Raw genomic sequence first — 19,845 nt, 5'->3', positions numbered from 1 at the left:
CCGCCGTGCGCGAAGCGCTCCGTGGCAGCGGCCTCATCGCCCTCTCGGACGTCGGCCCGCGCTCGTAGGATGGCCGGGTGAGTGACACCCTTCTGGTCCGCGGCGCCCGCGAGCACAACCTCAAGAACGTCGACATCGAGATCCCCCGGAACCACCTGGTCGTCTTCTCCGGCCTCTCCGGCTCCGGGAAGAGCTCCCTGGCCTTCGACACCATCTTCGCCGAGGGGCAGCGACGCTACGTCGAGTCGCTGTCGGCCTATGCCCGCCAGTTCCTGGGGCAGATGGACAAGCCCCGGGTCGACCTCATCGAGGGACTCTCGCCGGCCGTCTCGATCGACCAGAAGTCCACCAACCGCAACCCGCGCTCGACCGTCGGCACCATCACCGAGGTCTACGACTACCTGCGCCTGCTGTTCTCCCGCACCGGGGTCCAGCACTGCCCCGTGTGCGGGGAGCGGGTGACCAGCTCGAGCGCGGAGCAGATCGTCGACGTGCTGCTGGGCGAGGAGCCCGGCACCCGCTTCCAGCTGCTGGCGCCCGTGGTGCGCGGGCGCAAGGGCGAGCACGCCGATCTGCTCAGCTCCCTGCGCTCCGAGGGCTACGCGCGCGCCCGCATCGACGGCGACGTGCGGCGCCTCGACGAGAGCATCGAGCTGGACAAGAAGTTCAAGCACACCATCGAGGTGGTGGTGGACCGTCTGGCCGCCAAGCCGGACTCCCGGCGTCGCCTCACCGACTCGGTCGAGACCGCGCTGCGCCTGGCCGACGGGCTCCTGGTCGTCGACTTCGTGGATCGCGAGAGCGAGGCGCCGGATCGTGAGCGCCGCTTCTCCGAGAAGCGCGCCTGCCCCAACGACCATCAGCTCGCTCTCGACGACATCGAGCCCCGCTCCTTCTCCTTCAACGCCCCCTACGGCGCCTGCCCGGAGTGCACGGGCCTGGGCATGCGCCTCGAGGTCGATCCGGAGCTGGTGATCCCCGACGAGGACCTCACCCTCGCCGAGGGCGCGATCGCGCCGTGGACGATGGGGCATGCCGACCACCACCAGCAGATGATGGCGGGCCTGGCCGAGGAGCTCAGCTTCTCGCTGGACACCCCGTGGCGCGCACTGCCCCAGCGCGCCACCGAGGCGCTGCTGCACGGCAACGACTTCAAGGTTCACGTGCGCTACCGCAACCGCTTCGGCCGCGAGCGCCGCTACTCGACCGGCTTCGAGGGCGTCATCCACTACCTCGAGCGCCGCCACGAGGACACCGAGTCGGACTGGGCCAAGGACCGCTACGAGCAGTTCATGCGCGAGGTCCCGTGCCCCGCCTGCGGGGGCGCCCGTCTGCGGCCCGAGGTGCTCGCGGTGACCGTCGGGGAGCGCTCGATCGCGGAGGTCTGCGACCTCTCGATACGCGAGGCCCACGGCTTCCTCGGCGGCCTCGAGCTCGGCGAGAAGGAGGCGCAGATCGCTTCCGAGGTGCTCCGGGAGATCGAGTCCCGACTCGGCTTCCTGCTCGACGTGGGCCTGGACTACCTGACCCTCTCGCGCGCGGCCGGGACGCTCTCCGGCGGCGAGGCGCAGCGCATCCGGCTGGCGACCCAGATCGGCTCGGGCCTGGTGGGCGTGCTCTACGTCCTCGACGAGCCCTCGATCGGGCTGCACCAGCGCGACAACGAGCGGCTGATCGGGACCCTCACGCGTCTGCGGGACCTCGGCAACACCCTGATCGTCGTGGAGCACGACGAGGACACGCTGAACGCCGCCGACTGGATCGTGGACATCGGTCCGTTCGCGGGCGAGCGCGGCGGCCACGTCATCCACTCGGGCGATCTGGCGGGACTGAAGGCCAACCCCGAGTCCCTCACCGGCCAGTACCTCAGCGGCGCGCTCTCGATCCCGGTCCCGCCCGTGCGCCGCCCGGTCCAGAAGGATCGACTTCTCACGGTCCTCGGCGCCCGCGAGAACAACCTCAAGAACGTCGATGCCAGCATCCCGCTGGGCACCTTCACCGCTATCACCGGCGTGTCCGGCTCGGGCAAGTCCACGCTGATCAACGACATCCTCTACTCGGTGCTCGCCAAGGAGCTCAACGGTGCCCGCACCGTCGCCGGGCGCCACAAGAAGATCACCGGCCTGGAGAACCTCGACAAGGTCGTCCACGTCGACCAGTCGCCGATCGGCCGCACCCCGCGCTCGAACCCGGCGACCTACACGGGAGTGTGGGACCGGGTGCGCACCCTGTTCGCCCAGACCTCCGAGGCGAAAGTGCGCGGCTACAAGGCCGGGCGGTTCTCCTTCAACGTCAAGGGTGGGCGCTGCGAGGCCTGCTCGGGCGACGGCACCATCAAGATCGAGATGAACTTCCTGCCCGACGTCTATGTGACCTGCGAGGTCTGCCACGGGGCGCGGTACAACAGGGAGACCCTCGAGGTCCACTTCAAGGGCAAGAACGTCGCCGAGGTCCTCGACATGCCGATCGAGGAGGCCGCGGAGTTCTTCGACGCCGTCCCGGCGATCCGTCGCCAGCTGCAGACCCTGAACGACGTGGGCCTGGGCTACGTGCGTCTGGGGCAGAGCGCGACCACGCTCTCGGGCGGTGAGGCGCAGCGCGTCAAGCTCGCCTCCGAGCTGCACAAGCGCTCCAACGGCCGCACCATCTACGTGCTCGACGAGCCCACCACGGGGCTGCACTTCGAGGACGTGCGCAAGCTGCTCGAGGTCCTCAACGGGCTCGTCGAGAAGGGCAACACGGTGGTCGTGATCGAGCACAACCTGGACGTCATCAAGAGCGCGGACCACGTGGTCGACCTCGGTCCCGAGGGTGGCGACGGCGGCGGCCGGCTGGTCGCGGCCGGCACCCCCGAGGAGGTCGCGCGGGTCGCCGCCTCCCACACGGGCCGGTTCCTGGCCCAGCTCCTCGACTCCGGGAGGCAGTGACCCCTCACGATGGCTGATCCCTCGACCTACCGCCCCGCCACCGGGACGATCCCCACCTCACCGGGCGTCTACCGATTCCGCGACGCCGACGGTCGGGTGATCTATGTCGGCAAGGCGAAGAACCTGCGGGCGCGGCTGTCCAACTACTTCCAGGACCTCTCGGTCCTGCACGAGCGCACGCGGCGCATGGTCACCACCGCGACCGGCGTGGAGTGGACGGTGGTGCGCACCGAGGTCGAGGCCCTCACTCTCGAGTACACCTGGATCAAGGAGTTCGACCCGCGGTTCAACGTCAAGTTCCGCGACGACAAGTCCTATCCCTACCTCGCGGTGACCATGGGGGAGGAGTTCCCCCGCGTGCACGTGACCCGCCGCCCCCGCCCCAAGGGCGACCGCACCTTCGGCCCCTACACGCAGGTGTGGGCGATCCGGGAGACCGTCGACCTGATGCTGCGCGTGTTCCCGGTGCGCTCGTGCAGCGCCGGGGTCTTCCGCCGCGCCGAGCGCGCCGGGCGCCCCTGTCTGCTGGGGTTCATCGGCAAGTGCTCGGCCCCCTGCACCGGGGAGATCTCCCCGGAGGACCACCGCCGGCTCGCCGAGCAGTTCTGCGACTTCATGGCCGGCAACACCGGCGCGCACCTACGGCGCATCGAGGAGCAGATGCGGGCGGCCGCCGCCGCCCAGGACTACGAGACCGCCGCCGGACTCCGCGATGACCTGCAGGCGCTGCAGAAGGTTATGGAGAAGAACTCCGTGGTGCTCTCCGACGCCACCGACGCGGACCTGGTGGCGCTCGTGCAGGACGAGCTCGAGGCCTCGATCCAGGTCTTCCACGTGCGCGGTGGCCGCATCCGCGGTCAGCGCGGCTGGACCGCCGAGATCCTCGACGACTCCGGCCCCGCCGACCTCATGGAGCGGGCGCTCGCGACCCTCTACACCGACGGCGAGGCGCCCGCCGAGATCCTGGTCAGCCACCTGCCCACCAACGCCGAGCAGATCCGCGAGCTCACCGGGCGCCGGGTGGACCTGCGCGTGCCGCGGCGCGGCGAGAAGAAGGAGCTGCTGGAGACCGTCGCCGCGAATGCCGAGGACGCGCTCCGCCTGCACCGTCTGCGTCGCACGGGCGATCTCACCGCCCGCACGAAGGCCCTCGAGGACCTCGGCAACGCCCTCGAGCTCAGCGAGCCCCCGCTGCGCATCGAGTGCTTCGACATCTCGCACGCCCAGGGCACCAACGTCGTCGGCTCCCAGGTGGTCTTCGAGGACGGTCTGCCCAAGAAGAGCGAGTACCGCCGCTACTCGGTCAGCGGTGAGGCCGCCCGGGACGACACCGCCTCGATGTACGACGTGATCCGGCGGCGCCTGCAGCACCACCTCGACCCGAAGCCGGTCGACGACGAGGACTCCCGACGGTTCGCCTACCCGCCCTCGCTGATCCTCGTCGACGGCGGACAGCCCCAGGTCGCCGCCGCCCAACGCGCTGTCGACGACCTCGGGATCACCGACATCGCCCTGGCCGGGATCGCCAAGCGGCTCGAGGAGATCTGGCTGCCGGGGGACGAGTACCCGGTGATCCTGCCCCGCACCAGCGAGGCGCTGTTCCTCGTGCAGCGGCTGCGCGACGAGGCCCACCGCTTCGCGATCACCTATCACCGCTCCAAGCGCGGCCGGGCCATGCAGTCCAGCGCGCTCGACGAGGTGCCGGGCCTGGGCCCGGCCCGCAAGCGCGCGCTGCTGGACCGCTTCACGACCGTGAAGGCGATCCGGGAGGCCGACGAGGAGGCGCTGCAGGAGGTCTCCGGGATCGGACCCCAGCTGGCCGCCCAGATCCTCGCCTCCCTGCGCGGGGAGGAGCCCGAGCCCGCGGTCGACATGGCCACCGGCGAGATCCTCCCGTAGGCCGGGCGACGCCGAGGAGATCACGCAGATCGCAGCTGAACGGGCATGATGTCCGTGGTCCCGGTAGCCTGCCCGCAGCGGGCCGGTATCCTGCTCGGACCGCACGCAGCCGCGCCGATCCCGCCGCCACCGCAGCGGGAACGAGCGGCCCCATCAGTCCTACGAGGAGCAAGGAGCACCGATGGCGTCAGAGGAGATCCCCGGCGCCTCCGCGCCCAGCGCCGAGGTCGGCCCCCAGGATGCGCCGCACGCCGCCGACTCCCCTCCGCCCGACGTCCCGGGCGACGTCGTCGTCATCACCGGACTCGCGGGGGCGGGACGTGAGACCGCCGCCCACGCCCTCGAGGACCTGGGCTGGTACGTCGTCTACAACATCGCTCCGCAGCTGATCCCGGAGCTGTCCGACCTGCAGCAGCAGGCCGAAGGGCGCCCGAACCGCTTCGCCGTGGTCGTCGACCCCCGCTCCGGACCCTTCTTCTCCGAGCTCTCCCGGGTCATCGCGCAGCTGCGCAGCTCGGAGATGCGCGTGCGCCTGGTGTTCCTCACCGCCGACGAGGACACGCTGGTGCGCCGTTTCGACTCCGTGCGCCGTCCGCACCCGCTGCAGGGCGAGGAGGGGGTGCTCGAGGGCATCCGCCGCGAGCGAGAGATGCTCGCGCCCTACCGGCGCCTGGCGGACATCGTCATCGACACCTCGCCGCTGAACGTGCACCAGCTGACGATGAAGATGCGCACCACCTTCGGGTCCCACAGCGAGCAGGCGCTGACGGTGAACGTCATGTCCTTCGGGTTCAAGTACGGGATCCCGATCGAGGCGGACCACGTCAGCGACGTGCGCTTCATCCCCAACCCCTACTGGGTTCCCGAGCTGAAGGCCCTGCGCGGGACCGACGACGCGGTCGCCGCGTTCGTGCTGGCCGATCCCAACGGCGCCGAGTTCGCCTCCCGCTATCTCGAGATGATCCGCCCGGTGCTGCGCGGGTACTCCAACGAGAACAAGCACTTCACGACGATCGCGATCGGCTGCACGGGTGGCAAGCACCGTTCGGTGGCGATGGCGGAGAAGATCGGCGAGGACCTCCGTGAGGCCGGATTCGCCGTGCGGGTGCGTCACCGGGACCTGGGGCGCGAATGACCTCCTCGCGACTTCCCGGGCTGCCCCCGCACCTGCGGCACGGCCCCCGACGCTCCCTGTCGGCCCCGCGCCGTGTCGTCGCCTTCGGCGGCGGGCACGGTCTCGCCGCCAACCTGCGCTCGCTGCGACTGCTGGTCGACGACATCACAGCCGTGGTGACCGTGGCCGACGACGGCGGCTCCTCGGGACGCATCCGGGGGCAGCTGCCGGTGCTGCCTCCCGGCGACCTGCGGATGGCTCTCGCCGCACTGTGCGAGGACTCCGACTGGGGCGCCTTCTGGCACGACGCCGTCCAGCACCGCTTCGCGACCGACGGCGAGCTGGACGGCCACGCCCTGGGCAACCTGATGATCGTGGCCATGTGGCAGATCCTCGAGGACCCGATCGCCGGGCTCGACCGCATCGGCGAACTGCTGGGCGCCCGCGGCCGGGTGCTGCCGATGGCGCTGGACCCCCTGGACATCGAGGCGGAGGTCGTCTTCGCCGACGGCACGCGCTCCACGGTGCGCGGCCAGGCCCAGGTCGCCGAGGCGCCGGGCCGCGTCGAGACGATGCGGCTGATCCCCGAGCGTCCGCGGGTGCCGGACGAGGTCGTCCAGGCGATCCATGCGGCCGACTGGGTCGTCGTCGGCCCCGGCTCCTGGTACACCTCGGTCCTGCCGCACCTGCAGATCCCGGAGATCGCCGAGGCGCTGCGCACCACCAGCGCGCACCGCTGCGTGGTGATGAACCTCGAGGCCGGGGGAGAGGAGATCGAGGGGATGCGCAGCCGCGACCTGCTCTCGGTGCTCCTGGACGCCGCGCCGGACACGCGCTTCGACACCGTGATCGCCGATCCGACGGCCCTGGACGACGCGGTCGAGCTCGCCGAGTTCGCCCACACCCGGGGCATCCGCACGCTGCTGCGGCAGGTGAGCGTCGCCGCCGGCGTGCCCGAGCACGACCCGGTGCGGCTGGCGGCCGCCTACCGCGACGTCTTCGACGGGGTGTTCGGGGACATCGGCCAGGGGGCCGGTGCCGCTCGCAGCACCGGGCAGAACCGACGACCCGGGGCGGAGGGCGAGTCCGTGGTGGACAACGCACCGGGGACCACGCAGAACAGGGAGGGGACCGAGGATGGCACTGACCGCTGACGCCAAGGAGGAGCTGGCACGGATCGAGGTGACCCGGCCCTCCGCGCGCAAGGCGGAGGCGGCTGCGATGCTGCGCTTCGCCGGGGGGCTCCACCTCCAGGGCGGGCGTGTGGTCATCGAGGCCGAGCTCGACAGCGCGGCGACCGCGCGGCGGCTGCGCGCCATCATCGCCGACGTGTACGGCCATCCCAGCGAGATCGCCGTGCTCTCGCCGTCGGGCATCCGTCGCACCACGACCTACATCGTGCGGGTGGGCGGCGACGGCGGCGTGCTCGCGCGTCAGACCGGACTGCTCGATGCGCGCGGCCGGCCCGTGCGGGGGATGCCCCCGGCCGTGGTCGGCGGCGCCGCCGTCGATGCCGAGGCCGCCTGGCGCGGTGCCTTCCTCGCCCGCGGATCGCTCACCGAGCCCGGTCGCAGCTCCGCCCTCGAGCTGGGCTGCCCGGGACCGGAGGTGGCCCTCGCCATGGTCGGAGCCGCGCGCCGGATCGGGATCGCCTCCAAGGCCCGCGAGGTGCGCGGAGGAGATCGCGTGGTGCTGCGGGACGGCGACGCGATCTCCGCGCTGCTGACCAGGATGGGCGCCCACCAGACCGTGCTGGTCTGGGAGGAGAGGCGCACCCGCCGGGAGGTCCGTGCGACGGCCCACCGGCTGGCGAACTTCGACGACGCGAACCTGCGGCGTTCCGCGCGCGCCGCGGTCGCCGCGGGACAGCGGGTCGAGCGTGCGCTGGAGATCCTCGCCGACGAGGTGCCCGATCACCTGCGCGAGGCCGGGCGTCTGCGGATCGAGCATCGCCAGGCGAGCCTCGAGGAACTCGGCCGTCACGCCGATCCGCCGATGACGAAGGACGCCGTCGCCGGACGGATCCGCCGCCTGCTGGCGATGGCCGACAAGCGGGCGGAGGAGCTCGGCGTGCCCGGCACCGACGAGGGGGACGAGGACTCCGACGAGTGAGCGCCACGACGAACCCGGTCGAAACGGTCGTCCGCACCTCGGGACGCGTGAGCCGCGCCACCGAGGATTGATAGACTGATCCGTGGTCGTGATCGTTCCCCCGGGTACCCGAGGGGACGGCGCGGTCGTTCGAGCGTACGAGGGCGTGCGCGACACCCATCCCCGCAGCCACGGCTGCGTTCCAAGGAGGAACCGTGACCATCAAGGTCGGAATCAACGGATTCGGTCGCATCGGGCGCAACTACCTGCGCGCCGCCCTCGAGCAGGGAGCTGACATCGAGGTGGTCGGCGTCAACGACCTCACCGACAACGCCACGCTCGCCAACCTCATCAAGTACGACTCCATCGGCGGTGTGCTGCCCTACGAGGTCAGCCACGACGAGGACTCGATCACCGTCGGCGAGACCACCTTCAAGGCCTTCGCCGAGCGCGATCCCAAGAACATCCCGTGGGGCGAGATCGGCGCGGACGTCGTCATCGAGTCCACCGGCATCTTCACCGACGCCGAGAAGGCGAAGGCGCACCTCGAGGGTGGCGCCAAGAAGGTCATCATCTCCGCTCCGGCGAAGAACGAGGACGCGACCTTCGTGATCGGCGTCAACGAGGGCGACTACGACCCCGCGTCGCACAACATCGTCTCCAACGCCTCCTGCACCACCAACAGCCTCGCGCCGGTGGCGAAGGTGCTGAACGACGAGTTCGGCATCGTCAAGGGCCTGATGACGACGATCCACGCCTACACCTCGGACCAGGTCCTGCAGGACGGCCCGCACAAGGATCCGCGTCGTGCGCGCGCCGCCGCCCTGAACATCGTGCCGACCACGACCGGTGCGGCCAAGGCCGTGGCGCTCGTGCTCCCCGAGCTCAAGGGCAAGCTCGACGGCTACTCGCTGCGCGTGCCGGTCCCCACCGGCTCGATCACCGACCTCACCTTCGAGGCCTCCCGCGAGGTCACCGCCGAGGAGGTCAACGCCGCGGTGAAGAAGGCCGCCGAGGGCCCGCTCAAGGGCATCCTGCGCTACACCGAGGACCCGATCGTCTCCAAGGACATCGAGGGCGACCCGCACTCCTCGATCTTCGACGCGCAGCTCACCAAGGTGAACGGCAACCAGGTGAAGATCTTCGCCTGGTACGACAACGAGTGGGGCTTCTCCAACCGCCTGGTCGAGCTCAGCCAGCTCGTCGGCAAGAGCCTCTGATCCTCTCTCTCCCGAGCTGAGATCCGACGGAGCCCGTCCGGCGCCGCACCCTGTGAAGGCGCGGCCTCGGGCGGGCTCCGCCGCTTCCGTCCGCCCCCTACCGAGGAGTAACCCCGTGCTGAAGACCATCGAGTCGCTCGGCGACCTGACCGGCAAGCGGGTCATCGTCCGCGCCGACCTCAACGTGCCGCTGGACGGCACCACCATCACCGACGACGGCCGCATCCGCGCCGCTCTGCCCACCCTCACCCGGCTCAAGGACGCCGGCGCCCGGGTCGTCGTCATCTCCCACCTGGGACGCCCCAAGGGCACCCGCGAGGAGAAGTACTCGCTGCAGCCCGTGGCGGCCCGTCTCGGCGAGCTGCTGGGCCAGGACATCGCGTTCGCGACCGACACCGTGGGCGCGAGCGCGCGCGAGGCCGTCGAGGGCCTCGTGGACGGCGGGGTCGCCGTGCTCGAGAACCTGCGCTTCGCCGCCGGCGAGACCTCGAAGGACGCGGACGAGCGCCGCGCCTTCGCCGAGGGCCTGGCGGCCCTGGGCGACGCCTTCGTCTCCGACGGCTTCGGCGTGGTCCACCGCAAGCAGGCCTCCGTGTACGAGCTCGCGGAGCTGCTGCCCGCGGCCGCCGGGGAGCTGGTGAACGCCGAGGTCGAGGCCCTGCGCAAGGTGACCGACGATCCCGAGCGCCCCTTCGTGGTCGTCCTCGGCGGCGCGAAGATCGCCGACAAGCTCGGTGTCATCGAGAACCTGCTGACCAAGGCCGATCGCCTCCTCATCGGCGGCGGCATGGCCTACACCTTCCTCAAGGCCCAGGGCCTGGAGGTCGGCACGTCGCTCCTGGACGAGGAGCGCGTGGACACCGTGCGCCAGTACCTCGAGACCGCCGAGCAGAACGGCGTCGAGCTCGTGCTGCCGGTGGACACCGTCGTGGCGGCGGAGTTCTCGAACGACGCCGAGCCCACCGTGGTCGCCTCGAACTCCATCCCGGCCGATCAGGAGGGCATGGACATCGGTCCCGAGACCGCGAAGCTGTTCGGCGAGAAGATCGCCGATGCGGCCACCGTGTTCTGGAACGGCCCGATGGGCGTCTTCGAGTTCCCGACCTTCGCCAAGGGCACGGAGTCCGTGGCACGCTCGCTCGCGGACGCCGAGGGCTACACCGTGATCGGCGGCGGCGACTCCGCCGCGGCCGTGCGCACCCTGGGCTTCGACGAGAACGCCTTCTCGCACATCTCCACCGGCGGCGGTGCGAGCCTCGAGCTGATCGAGGGCAAGGAGCTGCCGGGCATCGCCATCCTCGAGGAGGACCACGCATGACCACCCGCACCCCGCTGATGGCGGGCAACTGGAAGATGAACCTCGACTGGAAGCAGGGGCTCTCGCTCGTCGAGGACCTCGGCGACGCCCTCAAGGGCCTGGACACCTCGGCCGTCGAGGCCGTCGTGCTGCCGCCCTTCGTCGACCTGCGCACCGTGCAGACCGCCGTGGACGCGGGCAAGCTCCCGATCGGCTACGGCTCGCAGGACATCTCCGCCCACGAGTCCGGTGCCTACACCGGCGAGGTCTCCGCGTCGATGCTCTCCGCCCTCGGCGCGAGCTACGCGACCGTCGGGCACTCCGAGCGCCGCGAGTACCACGGCGAGACCGAGCAGGTCACCAACGCCAAGGTGAAGGCCGCTCTCGACGGCGGACTCACCCCGATCCTGTGCGTCGGCGAGCCGCTCGAGGAGCGCAAGGCCGGCAAGCAGGTCGAGTACACCCTCGCCCAGCTCGAGGGCGGCCTCGAGGGGCTCTCCGCCGAGCAGGTCGGCTCGCTGGTCGTCGCCTACGAGCCCGTGTGGGCCATCGGCACCGGCGAGGTCGCGACCCCGGACGATGCGCAGGAGGTCTGCGGAGCGATCCGCGACTGGGTGCGCACCGCCCACGGCGAGGCGGCCGCCGACGCCGTCCGCGTCCTCTACGGCGGCTCGGTGAAGTCCTCGAACGTCGCCGAGCTGATGACCAAGCCCGATGTCGACGGCGCCCTCGTGGGTGGGGCCTCGCTGAAGGCCGACGAGTTCGCGAAGATCGTGCGGTACCTGGAGGCCTGAGCGCCTGGGGCGCGGGGGAGGGGCCGAGGAGGTCGCGTCCCCCGCGCCGAACAGCTCACATCCGCAGGGGCGGGTCCGGACCGGGGCCCGCCCCGTGCCGTATCCTGGCGCAGTCTTTCGTACCCGTGAGGAGGGTCGCCCACGTGGACCTCAACCTGCTGAAGATCATCCTGCAGATCGTCCTCGGGATCACCGGCGTGCTGGTGATCCTGCTGGTGCTTCTGCACCGCGGCAAGGGCGGCGGCCTGTCGGACATGTTCGGCGGCGGCGTCTCCTCGAGCGCGAGCGCCTCGGGAGTCGCCGAGCGCAACCTCGACCGTCTGACCGTCACCCTCGGCATCGTCTTCGGTGCCGCGGCCGTCGGGCTCGGAGTGATCGAGCGCTTCATGTGACATCCGCGCCGCACGGCGCACGAGAAAGCGGCCGGGAGGAGCACTGCTCCTCCCGGCCGCTTCTCTTCGTGCGGGGACCTCAGGACGCTGCCGCGTCTCCTGCCGCTGCCGCATCCAGGTACCACGTCGTGGTCTCGAGCCCGCGCACCGAGGAGGCTGGCACCTCCCACGGGGCGATGCCGCGGTGGGCGTCGGCCACGGCCTGCGCCTTGCCCTCGCCGGCGGCGAGCAGCGCCACGTGACGCGACGAGTTCAGCACCGGCCAGGTCAGCGAGATCCGCAGCGGCGGGGGCTTCGGGGAGTCCACGACCGCGACCGCGCTCGCCCCGTCCAGCTGCTGCGAGGGGTGGCGCGGGAACAGCGAGGCGATGTGCCCGTCGGGCCCGACGCCCAGCAGCAGCACGTCGAAGAAGGCCTCTCCGCGCGTGCGGAACGGTCGGTCGCCGCCGGCCCGGTCGAGCTCCTGGCCGTACCAGGCGGCTGCCTCGTCCAGCGACATGCCGCTCGAGGTCGAGGGGATCGGGTGCAGCTTCCCGGAGGCGAAGGCGATCTTCTCGAGGAAGCCCGTGCGCACGGCCTGGTGGTTGCGATCCTCCGACTCGGCGTCGACGAACCGCTCGTCGCCCCACCAGACGTGGACGGCCTCGGGGTCGACCTCGTGCTCGCTGAAGGCCGCGGGGAGGGCCTCGGCAGTCGCGGTGCCGATGGTGCCGCCGGTGACGACGAGGTGCGCCTCGCCGCGTGCGGAGATCGCCTCGGCCAGATGCGCCGCGACGTCGTCCGCCGCGCGCACGGCCGCCGCCTCCAGGGACTCCGAGACGGCATCGGTCGGCTCGGGCTTGTCCTTGGCGAAGGTGGAGGCGTCCTCGACCTTGGAGAAGGCCTGGGCGAGGGCCTCGCCGTAGACCTCGTCGGGATCCAGGCGACGCAGCTCCTCCGCCAGCAGCTCGTAGAGCGAGCGCTCGGGCATCGGGACCGTCTGGTCCTCCTGGTCCCCGGGCAGGGAGATGACGACCGCATCGCCCTCGCCGCGGCGCAGCTCGACGGTGTCGTCCTCCCGCTCGAGGACGACGGCCTGGGGCCCGGCCGGGGCATCGGGCGTGTTCTCGACCTTCACGTCGACACCCAGCTCGAGAGCCAGCCAGGCGGCGAGCAGGCGCACCGTGAGATCCTTCTTCGACCCGTGCACGGTGACGCGCTGGGGCAGGCCGACGGGCGGGGCCTCGTAGGCCGTCGCCACGAGCCCGCGCCACCGGGTCAGGCGGGCCCACGAGAGGTCCGAGTCGCCGCTCGCGTAGCCGCGACGCAGCCGCTTCAGGCTCGCGACCGGGTCGGAGCTCGAGGCGGCGTCGGTGATCCGACGCTGCGAGATCGACCCCAGCACGTCGTGGACGGGGGAGGAAGGAGCGTCCTCCGGCCACCAGGTGACGATCGGGGAGTCCGGGAGCAGCAGCGGGTTGATCAGCGTGTCCAGGCTGGACATGGTCTCCCCGCGGGCACGCAGGATGACGATCTCGCCGGCCCCCGCGTCGCGCCCCACGCGGATCTCCGCGTCCAGACCGGTGGGCTCGTCGGTGTCGGCGTCGACCACGATCACCCGGCTGGGGTGCTCGTGGCTGGCGCGGACGGCCGCCTCCAGGGGCGCGTCGATGTCCTCGCCGGTCGCGACGATGATCAGCGTGAGAACGCTGCCCAGCGTCGTGGCGCCGAAGGTCTCGCGCATCTCGGTCATCTTCTTCGAGATGGCCGAGCTGGTGGTCTCGTTCAGTGTGGTGATCACGGTCGCCTCCAGGCGCGCCCGTCGCGCGCGAGCATCTCGTTGGCGGTCTCCGGGCCCCAGGTGCCGGGACGGTACGGAGCGGGGGGAAGGTTCTGCGCCCAGTACTCGGTGATCGGGTCAAGGATCTCCCAGCTGAGCTCGACCTCGCGCTGACGCGGGAACAGCGGCGGGTCACCCAGCAGCATGTCCAGGATCAGGCGCTCGTAGGCCTCCGGGGACTCCTCGGTGAAGGAGGAGCCGTACTGGAAGTCCATGTTCACGTCCCGCACCTCCATCTGGGTGCCGGGGACCTTGGAGCCGAAGCGCATGGTCACGCCCTCGTCGGGCTGCACGCGGATCACGATCGCGTTCTGCCCCAGGTCGGCGGTGTCCGTCGAGGAGAAGGGCAGGAACGGGGCGGATTTGAAGACCACGGCGATCTCGGTGACGCGGCGCCCCAGGCGCTTGCCGGCGCGCAGGTAGAACGGGACGCCGGCCCAGCGGCGGGTGTTCACGTCCAGGCGCATCGCGGCGAAGGTCTCGGTCGTGGAGTCGGCGGGGATGCCGTCCTCCTGGAGGTAGCCGCCCACCTCCTCGCCGCCCTGCAGGCCCGCCACGTACTGGCCGCGGGCGGTGTGCAGCGAGAGGTCCTCGGGCAGCGAGATGGCCTCGAGCACCTTCTCCTTCTCCGTGCGCAGCTCCTTGGCGTCGAAGGAGATGGGCTCCTCCATGGCCGTGAGGGCGAGCAGCTGGAGCAGGTGGTTCTGGATCACGTCCCGGGCGGTGCCGATGCCGTCGTAGTAGCCCGCGCGCGAGCCGATGCCGATGTCCTCGGCCATCGTGATCTGCACGTGGTCGACGTAGTTCGCGCTCCAGATGGGCTCGAACATCTGGTTGGCGAAGCGGAACGCCAGGATGTTCTGGACGGTCTCCTTGCCCAGGTAGTGGTCGATGCGGAAGACGTCCTCCGGGCGGAAGACCTTCTCCACGACGTCGTTGAGCTCCTTGGCCGACTCCAGGTCGTGCCCGAAGGGCTTCTCGATGACCACGCGGCGCCAGGAGCCGTCCCGAGGGGTGTTCAGACCGGAGTTCGCCAGCTGCGAGCACACCTGCGGGAAGGCGTCCGGCGGGATCGACAGGTAGAAGGCGTGGTTGCCGCCGGTGCCCCGCGTGCGGTCGAGCTCGCCGACGACCTCGGTGAGCTTCTCGAAGGCCGCGGAGTCGTCGAAGGTGCCGGTGACGAAGCGCAGGCCGCCGCGCAGCTGCTCGAAGGTGGCCTCGTTGAACTCGGTGCGGGCGTGCTCGGAGACGCTCTTGCGGACGTACTCGGCGAAGTCCTCGTGGCTCCAGTCGCGGCGGCCGTAGCCGACCAGACCGAAGGCGGGCGGCAGCAGGCCGCGGTTGGCGAGGTCGTAGATCGCCGGCAGCAGCTTCTTGCGCGCCAGGTCTCCGGTGACGCCGAACATCACCATCGAGCTCGGGCCCGCGATCAGCGGCAGACGCCGGTCACGGGGGTCGCGCAGCGGATTGCGCGGGGTGGGGGTCGTGTTCACGATGGTCCTTCCGGCACGGGGCGGAGCCGCCGAGGGAGCGGCTCCGCCGGGTGCTCGATGGAGTCAGGACCGGCGCTGGGTCCCTGCACGGAGCAGGGACCCGCGCGTCGGCGGGGTGGGTCAGGCGGTGGCGGAGGCGATCGAGGCCGAGACGGTCTCGAGGAGCTCGTTCCAGGCCTTCTCGAACTTCTCCACGCCCTCGCGCTCGAGGACCGCGTACACGTCGTCGAGGTCGACGCCGGCGGCGGCGATCTTCTCGAGGTCCTGTGCCGAGGCCTCGGCGGTGGAGGCGTCCAGGGCGGCGCCGGGCTCCGAGTGGTCCGCGACGGCGTCGAGGGTCTTCTCCGGCATCGTGTTGACGGTGGGGGAGGCGACCAGCTGGTCGACGTACATGGTGTCGGCGTACTCGGGGTTCTTCACGCCGGTGGAGGCCCACAGGGCGCGCTGGACGTGCGCCCCCTTGGCCTCGAGGGCGGCGAAGCGCTCCGAGGAGAACTTCTCGAGGTACAGGCCGAAGGCGACGCGCGCGTTGGCGACGCCCGCCTTGCCGCGCAGCTCGAGGGCGTCGCCGCCGAGCTTCTCCAGTCGCGCGTCGATCTCGCTGTCGAAGCGCGAGATGAAGAACGAGCCGACGGAGCGGATGCCGGAGAGGTCGATGCCCGCGGCGTCGGCCTTCTCGAGGCCGGCGAGGTAGGCGTCGATGACCTCGCTGTAGCGGTCCACGGAGAAGATCAGGGTCACGTTGACGCTGATGCCCGCACCGATCACCTCGGTGATCGCCGGCAGGCCGGCCTTGGTCGCGGGGATCTTGACCATGACGTTCGGGCGGTCGACGATCTCGCTGAGGCGCTTGGCCTGCTCGATCGTGCGCTCGGTCGCGTGGGCCTGACGGGGGTCGACCTCGATCGAGACGCGGCCGTCCTGGCCGTCCGTCGCCTCGTAGATGGGCGCGAACAGGTCGGCGGCGTTGCGCACGTCGTCCGTCGTCAGCTTCTCGACGACGTCGTCGACGTCCTTGCCCTCCTTCGCCAGCGCCGTGATGTCGGCGTCGTAGTCCTGGGCGCCGGAGATCGCGGCCTGGAAGATCGAGGGGTTCGTGGTGACGCCCACGACGTTCTTGGTGTCCACGAGCTCCTGCAGGTTGCCCGAGGTCAGACGGCCGCGGGACAGGTCGTCGAGCCAGATGGAGACGCCGGCGTCGGTGAGGGCCTGGGTACGGGTGTTCTGGGTCATGGGATGAACCTTCCTCGGCGCGGGGCGCCGATGCGATCGACGGGATGATGCGTCCCCGGTGCTGTGACCGGGGAGGCGCCGCGCGGGCGGGCAGTGCTCTCGGGCGCGGCGTGGAACGGGGGCGGGACCCGTGGGCCCCGCCCCCGTCGGCGGATCAGCTACGTGCGGCTTCGATCGACTCCTTCGCGGCGGCCACGACCGCGTCGGCCGTGAAGCCGTACTCGCGGAACAGCGTGGCCGCGTCCGCGGAGGCGCCGTAGTGCTCGAGGCTCACCGCTCGACCGGCGTCGCCCAGGTACTTGTACCAGGACTGGGCGATGCCCGCCTCGACGGTCACCCGGGCGCGCACGGCGCGGGGGAGGACCGACTCGCGGTAGGACTCGTCCTGCGCCTCGAACCACTCGACCGAGGGCATCGAGACCACGCGGGTGGGGGTGCCGGCCTCCTCGAGCTGCTTCTGCGCCTCGACGGCGTACTGCAGCTCGGAGCCGGTGCCGATGAGGACGACGTCGGGCGAGCCGTTCGAGGCGTCCTTGAGGACGTAGCCGCCCTTGGCGAGGCCGTCGGCGCTCGCGTACTCCGAGCGGTCCAGCGTGGGCATCGCCTGGCGGCTCAGGACCAGGCCCACGGGCCCGTCGCGGTGCTCGAGCGTCGCCTTCCAGGCGGCGGCGGTCTCGTTGGCGTCCGCTGGGCGGACGACGGCGAGACCGGGGATCGCCCGCAGCGCGGCGAGGTGCTCGACGGGCTGGTGGGTCGGACCGTCCTCACCGAGGCCGATGGAGTCGTGGGTCCACACGAAGATGTTGTCCACGCCCATCAGCGCCGACAGGCGCACGGCGCCGCGCATGTAGTCGGCGAACTGGAGGAACGTGCCGCCGTAGGCCCGGGTGAGCCGGTCCAGGTTGATCCCCGAGAGGATCGCGCCCATCGCGTGCTCGCGGATGCCGAAGTGCAGGGTGCGGCCGTACTCATCGCCGGAGAACTCCTTGGTGGAGCGCTCGGAGGGGATGAAGGAGGGCTCGCCGTCCATGGTGGTGTTGTTCGAGCCGGCGAGGTCGGCGGAGCCGCCCCACAGCTCGGGCAGCACGGGCGCCAGCGAGTTCAGCACCTTGCCCGAGGCGGCGCGGGTCGCGAGGCCCTTGGCGTCGGACTCGAACACCGGCAGGGCGTCGGCCCAGCCGTCGGGGAGGTCCCCGGCGACCAGCCGGTCCAGCAGGGCCGCGCGCTCGGCGTTGGCCTCACGCCAGGTGGCGATCTTCTCGTCCCAGGCGCTGTGGGCCTCGCGGCCGCGGTCGACCAGCTCGCGGGTGCGGGAGAGGACGTCCTCGGAGACGTCGAAGGTCTTCTCCGGATCCAGGCCGAGGGCCTTCTTCAGCCCCTGGACCTCGTCGTCGCCCAGCGCGGCGCCGTGGGCGGCGCCGGTGCCCTGCTTGGTGGGGGCGGGCCAGGCGATGACGGTGCGCAGAGCGATGAAGGACGGCTTGTCCGTGGTCTTCTGCGCGGCCTCGATCGCCGACTTCAGGGCGGCGACGTCCTCGACGTACTCGGTGCCGCCGTTGGTCCAGTCCACGTGGTGGACGTCCCAGCCCAGCGCCTCGTAGCGGGCGGCGGTGTCCTCGGTGAAGGCGATGTCGGTGTGGCCCTCGATCGAGATGTCGTTGTCGTCCCACAGGACGATCAGGTTGCCGAGCTCCTGGGTGCCCGCGATCGAGGAGGCCTCGTTGGTCACGCCCTCCTGCATGTCGCCGTCGGAGGCGATCACGTAGGTGAAGCGATCGAAGGGGCTCTCGCCCGCGGGGGCCTCGGGATCGAACAGGCCGCGCTCGCGGCGCTGGGCCATGGCGATGCCGACCGCGGTGGCCAGGCCCTGGCCGAGCGGCCCGGTGGTGGTCTCCACGCCCTTGGTGTGGCCGACCTCGGGGTGGCCGGGGGTCTTGGAGCCCCAGGTGCGCAGCGCCTCGATGTCCTCGAGCTCGAGGCCGAAGCCGCCCAGGTACAGCTGGATGTACTGGGTCAGGCTCGAGTGGCCCGCGGAGAGCACGAAGCGGTCACGGCCGAGCCACTCGGTGTCCGAGGGGTCGTGGCGCATGATGTCCTGGTAGAGCAGGTAGGCCGCGGGGGCGAGGCTGATCGCCGTGCCCGGGTGGCCGTTGCCGACCTTCTGGACCGCGTCGGCGGCCAGGGTGCGCACGGTGTCGATCGCGCGCTTGTCCACGTCCGACCAGCCGTCGATTCCCTTGAACGATTCGCTCACGAGTGATTCTTCCTTCCGTCAGGAGCGGCATTGAGAGGCTCGCGTCGCCCGCTTCCCGGGTCGCGCCTCTCAGTGACCCCTCGATCCTATCGCCCTGCCCCGTGGCCAGGGGCAGCCGGGCGCTCGCGCTGGGCGAATTCCCGGTGAGCCTCGTCATGGGGGTCGTGGACGGTCACGGTCCGGGCAACGGGTCGCGGGCACGCGGTGATGTCGGGAGGTGACGAGCGGCACGCGGTGCGGCGCGCCCCACTCCCGTCCCGGGGCCGCGTGGTCCGGCGGGCCGGTAGGATCGAGCGTGTTCGCCCCCTGGACGCAGAGGCGCCCGGAACACCAGGAAGGACGGTGGACGGTGACCGCACCCCACGGCACCCCCGCTGCCGGGACAGCCCGGCGCAGCGTCAGTGCACCCAGGGCTCCGCGCACCGTCGCCGGCACCCTCCGGGCCTACCTGGCCCTGACGAAGCCGCGGATCATCGAGCTGCTGCTGATCACGACGATCCCCACCATGTTCCTCGCGGCCGGTGGGTTCCCGCACCCCCTGCTGATCCTCGACACGATGGTGGGCGGCTACCTCGCCGCGGGCGGCGCGAACACGCTGAACATGTACTTCGATCGCGACATCGACGCGAAGATGAAGCGCACGCGGAACCGCCCCATCGTCACCGGCGAGGTCAGCCCGCGCGCGGCGGTGGTCTTCGGCGTCGCCCTCTCGATCGCCTCCGCCCTCTGGCTCGGGCTGCTCGTCAACTGGGCCTCGGCCGTCCTCGCGATCGCCGCGATCCTGCTGTACGTCGTCTTCTACACGCTCTTCCTCAAGCGCCGCACCTCCCAGAACATCGTCTGGGGAGGGGTCGCCGGCTGCATGCCCGTGCTGATCGGCTGGTCCGCCGTCACCGGCACCGTCTCGTGGACCGCCTTCCTGCTGTTCCTGGTGATCTTCTTCTGGACCCCGCCGCACTACTGGCCGCTCGCCGAGAAGTTCACGAAGGACTACGAGACCGCGGGCGTGCCGATGCTGCCCGTGGTGAGCTCGCGCGAGAACGTCGCCCACCAGATGATCGGGCACACGGTGGCGATGATCGCCTCGAGCCTCGCGATCATCCCGCTCGGCCACACCGGCTGGGTGTACGGGGTCGCGGCGGTCGCCTCCGGCGCCTGGTTCCTGTTCCTCGTGATCCGCTACGCGCTGCGCACCCACCGGGGGATGACCGGGAAGGCCCTCGGCCCGATGGTCGTCTTCCACGGATCCATCACCTACCTCACGCTGCTGTTCGTGGCCCTGGCGATCGACCCGTTCGTCCGCTTCTGAGGG

Annotated in this window: 14 protein-coding genes; 10 read left to right on the top strand and 4 right to left on the bottom strand. The window is 71.0% G+C overall.

Annotation, left to right across the window (positions count from 1 at the left end):
- Positions 1–77: 77 nt before the first annotated feature.
- From uvrA to secG, 9 genes are all read left to right on the top strand, one after another.
- Positions 78–2,927, top strand: coding sequence for an excinuclease ABC subunit UvrA (gene uvrA / locus DEO23_RS11250; RefSeq protein ID WP_109276128.1), 2,850 nt, complete (start codon positions 78–80; stop codon positions 2,925–2,927).
- A 9-nt stretch (positions 2,928–2,936) separates the two neighbouring features.
- Entirely contained in the window at positions 2,937–4,826 is a 1,890-nt protein-coding gene (gene uvrC / locus DEO23_RS11245; RefSeq protein WP_109276127.1) for an excinuclease ABC subunit UvrC, read from the top strand.
- 181 nt (positions 4,827–5,007) lie between these two features.
- The gene (rapZ, locus tag DEO23_RS11240) at positions 5,008–5,961 is read left to right on the top strand and encodes an RNase adapter RapZ (RefSeq protein WP_109276126.1); all 954 of its coding nucleotides are present in this window, start codon (positions 5,008–5,010) and stop codon (positions 5,959–5,961) included.
- Positions 5,958–7,094, top strand: a complete 1,137-nt coding sequence (locus DEO23_RS11235) for a gluconeogenesis factor YvcK family protein (protein ID WP_109276125.1) — start codon at positions 5,958–5,960, stop codon at positions 7,092–7,094. Before rapZ ends, DEO23_RS11235 begins: the two co-directional genes overlap by 4 nt.
- A complete protein-coding gene (whiA, locus tag DEO23_RS11230) occupies positions 7,078–8,052 on the top strand; it encodes a DNA-binding protein WhiA (protein ID WP_109276124.1) in 975 nt (324 codons plus the stop codon). The genes DEO23_RS11235 and whiA overlap by 17 nt, the downstream gene beginning before the upstream one ends.
- Positions 8,053–8,246: 194 nt before the next feature.
- The gene (gene gap / locus DEO23_RS11225; RefSeq protein ID WP_109276123.1) at positions 8,247–9,251 is read left to right on the top strand and encodes a type I glyceraldehyde-3-phosphate dehydrogenase; all 1,005 of its coding nucleotides are present in this window, start codon (positions 8,247–8,249) and stop codon (positions 9,249–9,251) included.
- A 115-nt stretch (positions 9,252–9,366) separates the two neighbouring features.
- Positions 9,367–10,569, top strand: coding sequence for a phosphoglycerate kinase (locus tag DEO23_RS11220; protein ID WP_109276122.1), 1,203 nt, complete (start codon positions 9,367–9,369; stop codon positions 10,567–10,569).
- Positions 10,566–11,342, top strand: a complete 777-nt coding sequence (gene tpiA / locus DEO23_RS11215; protein ID WP_109276121.1) for a triose-phosphate isomerase — start codon at positions 10,566–10,568, stop codon at positions 11,340–11,342. Before DEO23_RS11220 ends, tpiA begins: the two co-directional genes overlap by 4 nt.
- 143 nt (positions 11,343–11,485) lie before the next feature.
- The gene (gene secG, locus DEO23_RS11210; RefSeq protein ID WP_109276120.1) at positions 11,486–11,734 is read left to right on the top strand and encodes a preprotein translocase subunit SecG; all 249 of its coding nucleotides are present in this window, start codon (positions 11,486–11,488) and stop codon (positions 11,732–11,734) included.
- A gap of 79 nt (positions 11,735–11,813) precedes the next feature.
- Here the strand turns inward: secG and pgl are convergent, their stop codons facing one another.
- From pgl to tkt, 4 genes are all read right to left on the bottom strand, one after another.
- Positions 11,814–13,514: a 6-phosphogluconolactonase gene (pgl, locus tag DEO23_RS11205; RefSeq protein ID WP_109276119.1), complete on the bottom strand. Its 1,701-nt coding sequence runs from the start codon at positions 13,512–13,514 to the stop codon at positions 11,814–11,816.
- Positions 13,511–15,046 (bottom strand): glucose-6-phosphate dehydrogenase, encoded by a 1,536-nt coding sequence (gene zwf, locus DEO23_RS11200; RefSeq protein WP_240613364.1) that lies wholly within the window; start codon positions 15,044–15,046, stop codon positions 13,511–13,513. The genes pgl and zwf overlap by 4 nt, the downstream gene beginning before the upstream one ends.
- A 120-nt stretch (positions 15,047–15,166) precedes the next feature.
- Positions 15,167–16,279 (bottom strand): transaldolase, encoded by a 1,113-nt coding sequence (tal, locus tag DEO23_RS11195; protein WP_109276117.1) that lies wholly within the window; start codon positions 16,277–16,279, stop codon positions 15,167–15,169.
- Between the two features lie 154 nt (positions 16,280–16,433).
- Positions 16,434–18,533 (bottom strand): transketolase, encoded by a 2,100-nt coding sequence (tkt, locus tag DEO23_RS11190; RefSeq protein WP_109276116.1) that lies wholly within the window; start codon positions 18,531–18,533, stop codon positions 16,434–16,436.
- Positions 18,534–18,882: 349 nt separating this feature from the next.
- On the opposite strand from tkt, the gene DEO23_RS11185 reads away from it, so the two are divergent.
- Entirely contained in the window at positions 18,883–19,842 is a 960-nt protein-coding gene (locus DEO23_RS11185) for a heme o synthase (protein ID WP_109276115.1), read from the top strand.
- Positions 19,843–19,845 lie beyond the last annotated feature (3 nt).

Source organism: Brachybacterium endophyticum, assembly GCF_003130585.1.
In the GTDB taxonomy this organism is placed as follows: domain Bacteria; phylum Actinomycetota; class Actinomycetes; order Actinomycetales; family Dermabacteraceae; genus Brachybacterium; species Brachybacterium endophyticum.
The sequence above is the reverse complement of the archived record's forward strand: the minus strand, read 5'-3'. Positions and strand labels throughout refer to the sequence as shown.